Source organism: Arcicella sp. GW458-12-2-14-TSB2 (assembly GCF_059423785.1).
In genome coordinates, this window is the sequence record NZ_JBWKYN010000247.1 from 1 (window position 1) to 6,735 (window position 6,735).

General features: G+C 35.1%; 6 protein-coding genes. 1 reads left to right on the forward strand and 5 read right to left on the reverse strand.

Annotated features, from left to right (window positions below; translation table 11 throughout):
- Window positions 1-9 precede the first annotated feature (9 nt).
- The 3 genes from AC07XN_RS22720 to greA form a co-directional block, all read right to left on the reverse strand.
- Window positions 10-414: a response regulator gene (locus AC07XN_RS22720; protein WP_309913994.1), complete on the reverse strand. Its 405-nt coding sequence runs from the start codon at window positions 412-414 to the stop codon at window positions 10-12.
- A 326-nt stretch (window positions 415-740) separates the two neighbouring features.
- Window positions 741-2,816 (reverse strand): BatA domain-containing protein, encoded by a 2,076-nt coding sequence (locus AC07XN_RS22725; RefSeq protein ID WP_494744723.1) that lies wholly within the window; start codon window positions 2,814-2,816, stop codon window positions 741-743.
- 172 nt (window positions 2,817-2,988) lie between these two features.
- Window positions 2,989-3,462 carry a transcription elongation factor GreA gene (gene greA, locus AC07XN_RS22730; RefSeq protein WP_309913988.1) on the reverse strand — a complete coding sequence of 158 codons (474 nt, stop codon included), beginning with the start codon at window positions 3,460-3,462 and terminating at the stop codon, window positions 2,989-2,991.
- Window positions 3,463-3,968: 506 nt separating this feature from the next.
- On the opposite strand from greA, the gene fmt reads away from it, so the two are divergent.
- Window positions 3,969-4,883, forward strand: coding sequence for a methionyl-tRNA formyltransferase (gene fmt / locus AC07XN_RS22735; RefSeq protein WP_494744724.1), 915 nt, complete (start codon window positions 3,969-3,971; stop codon window positions 4,881-4,883).
- A 218-nt stretch (window positions 4,884-5,101) separates the two neighbouring features.
- Here the strand turns inward: fmt and AC07XN_RS22740 are convergent, their stop codons facing one another.
- Complete coding sequence (locus AC07XN_RS22740) at window positions 5,102-5,536, reverse strand: hypothetical protein (RefSeq protein ID WP_494744725.1); 435 nt, start codon at window positions 5,534-5,536, stop codon at window positions 5,102-5,104.
- Window positions 5,537-5,548: 12 nt separating this feature from the next.
- A partial coding sequence (locus tag AC07XN_RS22745; protein ID WP_494744726.1) for a sulfite oxidase occupies window positions 5,549-6,735 on the reverse strand: 1,187 nt, incomplete at its 5' end.

Consider the following 6,735-nt stretch of genomic DNA (forward strand, 5'->3'; position numbering starts at 1 on the left):
CTTTTAGTGTTATACAATAGCATTAAAATATTCTTGTGCTTGTAAAATAGCTTCATGAAGAGACTCCTTTCCAACTGGCTTAGAGAGATATTTAATGATTTCAGCATGAGGAGCATTCTTCCTGAAAACGGTATAGTCAGATGCTGAAACTACAATTATTAATATCTTTTTATCCTTGAATTCAAAATAGTTATCTACCGTATATTCCAAAAACTCATATCCATCCATGACAGGCATATTCAAATCAAGCAACACTATAATTTTATCTTGCTCACTATTTTTAATCCATTCTATGGCCTCTTGTCCATCTGTAACTTCGTCAAAAGGAATATTACACGACTGTAAATATTTTCGCATTAAAAAGCGATTAAGATGTTCATCGTCAACGATTAAAGCGATAGAGTTATTTGGCATTTTACTATTGTGTTAGTTCTGATATTAAGAATACAGATTTATTACTAATTATGTTTTGTTAATCAAGTGGTTCTCATTTAATTAAAGGAGAAATCAATATTTAAAGTTAATATTCCTAAATATAATAATTCCAGAACATTTGCTTGAAAGAAAACTAACATTCGTCAGGTATTCTATTGAAAATTACAATTACCATACCACATTCCAGAAAACATATAAATTTCTAATGTCCTATAAAAACATCACATACTCAAAAGTATAAATTTCTCTTACACAAAATTAACATTTGCTAATTCAAAAGCAACTTATTCTTGATTTAAGAAGAATTATTTCATCATTTTGATAATAGCAATCTCAATCAATAAAAAAGCTAATGCGGCTATTAAAAAATATTTCCACAACGATATACCAAAGTTTTGTTCCTTAAAGGTATCTACTAAGTCGGCATCATCTATTTTATCAAAAACTTCAATATTTTTGTTTTTACTAAAAATATTTTTCAATTCATTTACACTATAAAAATCCATGATTGATTCATTATGGTCATGATTGAATGCTAATACTTTCTGTAGTTGTCCGTCTAACAACAATTCATAGTATCCCGACTCCAACACTTGATTATCATTTAATTGATTGGCTTTGGGCAGTTCTATCATTAGCGTATTACCAACTAAATTCTGTACAGGAATAAATTCCATCTTATTTCTTTTTAGCGTAAATAGAGATTTCCGTCCATTCAAATCTGCTTTGACATTGTTTAGAACGATAGCAATAGTATTAGACTCAAAAGAAAAGGCTGCTTGTTCCTGTATAACACTCTGAGCCGCTATCTTATACATGATTGGGACAAATAGTGCGTTTCTAGCAAACTCACCATATTGAATAGCTAGGGGTGCCGCTAATAAATATAATTTTCCTTTTTCAACGGGCGAAACCGTTAAGAAAGCTTGATTATTCCTAAAACTCAATAGTTTATCTCCAACAGCTTGCCAATTGATTACGGCTTGTTGATTAGGCATTTGCATCATTTCTTTTTGAGTAGTATTATCAAAAATATCTGCAAAGAATGAAGAAGATTTGGCAGGTTCTGCCAACGGTGTAGATTCCGTATTAATATTTTTATCCTGAATATTCCGAATATTGAACACACTTAAAAAGGCATTATAACTATTCAAATCAGGAGATTGATTAGGAATCACCATTAAGCTCCCTCCTGCCCTTACAAAATCTGTCAAGGCAGTCTTCATGCTTCCTTCAATACTTTGTAAGCCTTCTAAAATAATAAAGTTTACTGTTTTGAAAATCCCCACATCAATATTAGATGCCCCATAGCTTTTAAAAGCAAAAATGCTATCGTTGGCAAAAACTGCTGGTAAATATTTATCTCCACTATTTTGTCCAAACAAGTGTAACACCTTGATTTTAGGAGCAACATTCAACACAAAGAAATAATCATTATCAAAAGTAATGGGCGTATCATCAAAAGAGATATTGGCTTTTTTAAAGCCCTTACCTTGAATATTGAAAGAGAAGTTACTGACAGTAGACGATTTTGCAGGGATAGTAGCAATAGTAGATGAAACCTGTAAACCATCAATTAATAATTTTACAGGCAGGTTTTCTACTGCTTTTTCGCCTGTATTAAATAGTTTAACTGATAATTGATTTACCTGCATTTCACGCACAAAAGGCGTATTCAACCAAACAGAATCTACAAAGATATTCTGTAATGCTTTGGCCTGTACAGGGACAACAAAAAGGTGTGAGTTGGAATCTAACGTAAGTTTTGATAGGTTTCCAGCAGTTGATTTTTGAAAATCTGAAAACCAAACGTATTGATTACCGCCCTGTGAGTTATGTTTGTATGCAAGGTTTTTTTGTCGATTCAAAACCTGTTCTAATGTACGAGGACTATGTGTAAACTTGATTGATGTGGTTCGCTCTTTGATTTGCTGAGTATTACCAATAGCGTGTTCGTCGGCTGAGAAATCATTGGTAACTAACTGTAGTTTTGAACCTTGCGGAAAGGCAAGTAATAACTCTTCGGTTTTGCTAATCGCTTTATCTAGATACGTTTTTTTATCTAGCTCGTTTTGCATTGATAGCGAATTATCAATGTAAACGCTCGTTATTCCTCCTATTTTCACCTTACTCCCACTTTTTGAGGGAATAAATGGCTGAGCAAACGCTAAAACCAATGCGATAATAAAAGCCATTCTCGCAGCCATAATCAATAGGTGTTTTAACCTACGAAATGACGATGTGGTAGTATTGACTGCCCGCAAAAAAGCAACATTGGTAAAGTACACTTTTTTGGTTCTTCTAAAATTAAAGAGGTGAATAATTAAGGGAATTGCTGCGGCTAAAAGTCCCCAAAGAAAAAACGGATATAGAAATTGCATGAAAATGTTCCTTCGTTTTTGTTCAAGTCACAGCCTATTACTACTGAGCCTGAAATTTCATTAATGTATAAAACTACAAAAAAAAGCCATCATTGATTAAATCAACGATGGCTAATTCAAGATTTGTATAACAATCTTTTATAGAAAGATGAAATCAAAGAATAGACAATGCCTAGCGACTGATTTCAAGAATTTCAAATTCAAGTTTTCCAGCTGGAGCTTGGATTTCTGCCACGTCACCTACTGATTTACCGAATAGTCCTTTTCCGAAGGGCGATGAATTAGAGATTTTACCCGCTTTCAAGTCTGCTTCTTCTTCCGACACGATGGTATAAACCACTTCCATGCCGTTTTTCTTATTCTTGATTTTTACTTTTGATAAAATAGATACTTTAGATGTATCAATGTTAGTCTCGTTCAATACACGGGCATTGGCAACGATTTCTTCCATTTTAGAAATCTTCAATTCCAACAAACCTTGTGCATCCTTTGCGGCATCGTACTCCGCATTTTCACTAAGATCACCTTTATCACGAGCCTCCGCAATTTGCTTGGCCATATCCGAACGACCCTGCAATTTTAAATATTGCAATTCAGCTTTTAATTCCTCTAACTTCTCTGGAGTATAATACTGTACTTTTCCCATTGTTTTATTTTTTACAAAGTATTAATGTAAACTGACACAAAACCTTAGCCTAGATTTTTGCCGTTTCTATTCATAACTTCTTTGATTTGATACAAAAAAAATTACTGACATCGCTGCCAGCAAGTGTTATATCAATTCTGAAAATAATAATCTTCAACTCTTTACAAACAAAAAGAACGGCTTTCGACCGTTCTACAAGATTTTTTATGACCTTTGCAGAAATTTCGAAGCTAATTAACTTTGCTTGATTGAGTCTTTCGTTGCATATTTTACTGAATTGAGTTAGCAAAGATAATAAAACGTATTTCGATTTCAAAGAGAAATTTCAAATTGTGTTTTTTTTAGAAATTTTGTATTCAAATAAAGAAGCGATAAGCTTTGAGCCTTTAGCTGTGAGTTAAAAACTATTACAAGGATAATCATTTCTTTCACTGAAATATCATTTTTAAAGGACAAATTCAGCATTCTCAATGCCACATTAATCGTGGTATAAAAATATTAATCTTATGAAAATAATCTTTATGGGTACTCCCGACTTTGCGGTTGAGAGTTTGAAAACTTTAGTTGAAAATAATTGTAATGTGGTGGCGGTAATTACAGCACCCGATAAACCGATTGGACGTGGATTGAAAATCGGTATGTCGCCTGTAAAAGAATATGTATTAGCCAATGCTCCACATATACCTATATTACAGCCTGAAAAGTTAAAAAATCCAGATTTCTTAACTGAATTAAAAAGCTATGAAGCCGACCTACAAATAGTAGTGGCTTTTAGAATGTTACCAGAAGCCGTTTGGACGATGCCCCCTTTAGGAACGTTCAATTTACATGGTTCGCTTTTACCGCAATATCGTGGTGCAGCCCCTATCAACTGGGCAATTATGAATGGCGAGACCGAAACGGGTGTTACAACTTTCTTTCTAAAGCATGAAATAGATACGGGGTCAATCATCTTTCAAGAACACGAGCAAATTGCTGAGACCGATACCGTGGGCGATGTCTATGTGCGTTTAATGCAGATTGGAGCTAAATTAGTTTTAAAGACTGTTAGAGCCATTGAAGCGGGCAAATATCCTCAAGAACCACAGATAGAATCGGATGAAATAAAACACGCCCCTAAGATTTTTAAAGAAACTTGTGAGATTGATTGGACGAAATCTACTAAATCAATTTATGATTTTATCAGAGGGCTATCGCCTTATCCAGCAGCTTGGACAACCTTGAACGGTAAAGTGTGTAAAATATATCGTACTTCAAAAGTAACGGACGAGACTATTCAATTTGAAGAGGCCTATAAAAGTGATGGTAAAAAGTACCTATACTTTAAATGTGCTGACGGTTATTTAGCCATTGAAGAGCTACAATTAGAAGGCAAAAAACGCATGGGTATTGAGGAGTTTTTGCGGGGGTATAGGTTATAGTTTGGACTTTAGGACTAGAGGACTTTAAGACTAGACGACTTTAGGATTAGAAGACTTTAGGACTTGTGGATTTCAAGACTAAAAACAGCTTATTTATACTTAAATAGTGATGTAAATATTGATTTAAATTGGGTGAAATAATCCTTCAAATTGGGCTTTCCCACCTTATCACTAGCCCGTGACTTAAGTCACGGGCTAGTGATAAGGTGGGATATTCCTCAACGATTTTCCAATTTATACCACTGTATAGTTTTCAATAATTCACGTCTGTTCTGAATCTTTTGAGAAGCCATTTTGGGTGAATAGTATTTCTCTAAATAATCAAGTACTACTTTTTCTGATTCGCCTAAATCCCATAGTTTATGGTTCTTCTGCATCCACCTGATTTTATCTTTCCAACCTTCACGGGTAAATCGGTGTTGTTGAATCAATTGCGTGTTATGGCAAGCCGTGCATTGTGCTTTTACCATTATCAAGTTGGCATCATTAATTAATCCAGTTTCTGAATCAATCGTCAATGAATCAGATAGGTTTTGGTATTGACTTTGAAGTGCTGAGCTTGCTCTACTGATATTACTTTCTTCTGATTGCTTGAAGGCAAGAAAAACCATCATTATCGTTCCGACAAATAAATATATATTGATAATTTTCATCTCGATGTTGGTTTATACGACTTTCACCGCAATTCTATGACAAGCATTATTCAAATATCCCCCCGGATTCCACTGAGGAATTACCATTGGTTGTGTAATTCCTTTGCTATCTGTTGCCTTTACCCATACCTCAAAATAACCCTTTTGTGAAAAATCTAAGGCTAAAGACCAATGTTGCCAAGCTAAACGATTTTTAGGGGCTTCCAGATTACACTTTTTCCAACTAACACCATAATCAAGCGAAACGGCTACTTCTTTAACGGCTAAATCTCCCGCCCAAGCGTGTCCACGCAAGGTAATCGTTTTTCCTGTATCAATTACTGCTCCCGTTTTAGGATAAGTAATTAAGGACTTTACAGGCATAGCTTCGATAATTTTAAAATTCTCAGGGGTTTCTGCTAATTTCTCTCCAGGCTCAATCGGATTAATCGGTATTCTGTAGCTATGCCCACTCATTTTTTCGCCATCATGCTCTTTGTTTCTGACCACAATCTTATCCAACCACTTTCCAGACACAGAAGCAGGCCAACCACCAATTACAAGGCGTAGCGGGAAACCATGTTCCAAAGGAATATCTTTACCATTTACAGCCCAAGCAATCAAAGTTTCATCTTCTAAGGCTTTTTTAATCGGTACACCCCTTGAAATAACTGATTTGTTGGGCGTTCTGCTCAGGTGAATATCTTTTCCGTAATAACCAATATACACAGCATCGTCTTTTAACCCTACATCTGCTAAAATATCTTTCAATCTAACGCCTGTCCATTCTGCACAACTTACTGCCCCTTGGTCCCATTGGTTACCCGAAGTTTGTGGAAAATAGCCCGAACGTCCATTTCCTCCACATTCCAACGTAAGCTGATAAGTATAATGTTTAAATTTTTCCTTTAAGTCTTTGAGTTTATACGTCTTTGAAGTCTTTACCGATTCACCGCCAATGGTCAATGTCCAAGTATTAACGTCAATATTGCCTTCTGGCACCAAGCCATTGTTGCGAATAAACATTTTTTCAACAGGCGTTACTTTATCGTCGAGTAAATGTGGAGGCGTTTCTACGTTCCAAGGTTTATCAGAAAGAATGATTAATTCTTTATTTTTCCAGTCGGGTAAACCGCCTTCTACTGGACTTAAAATTGTTGGAGAAGACTTTGCAAAAGGGATGTTGGGAATGACTAATCCCAACAAAGTAGAATAAGTAC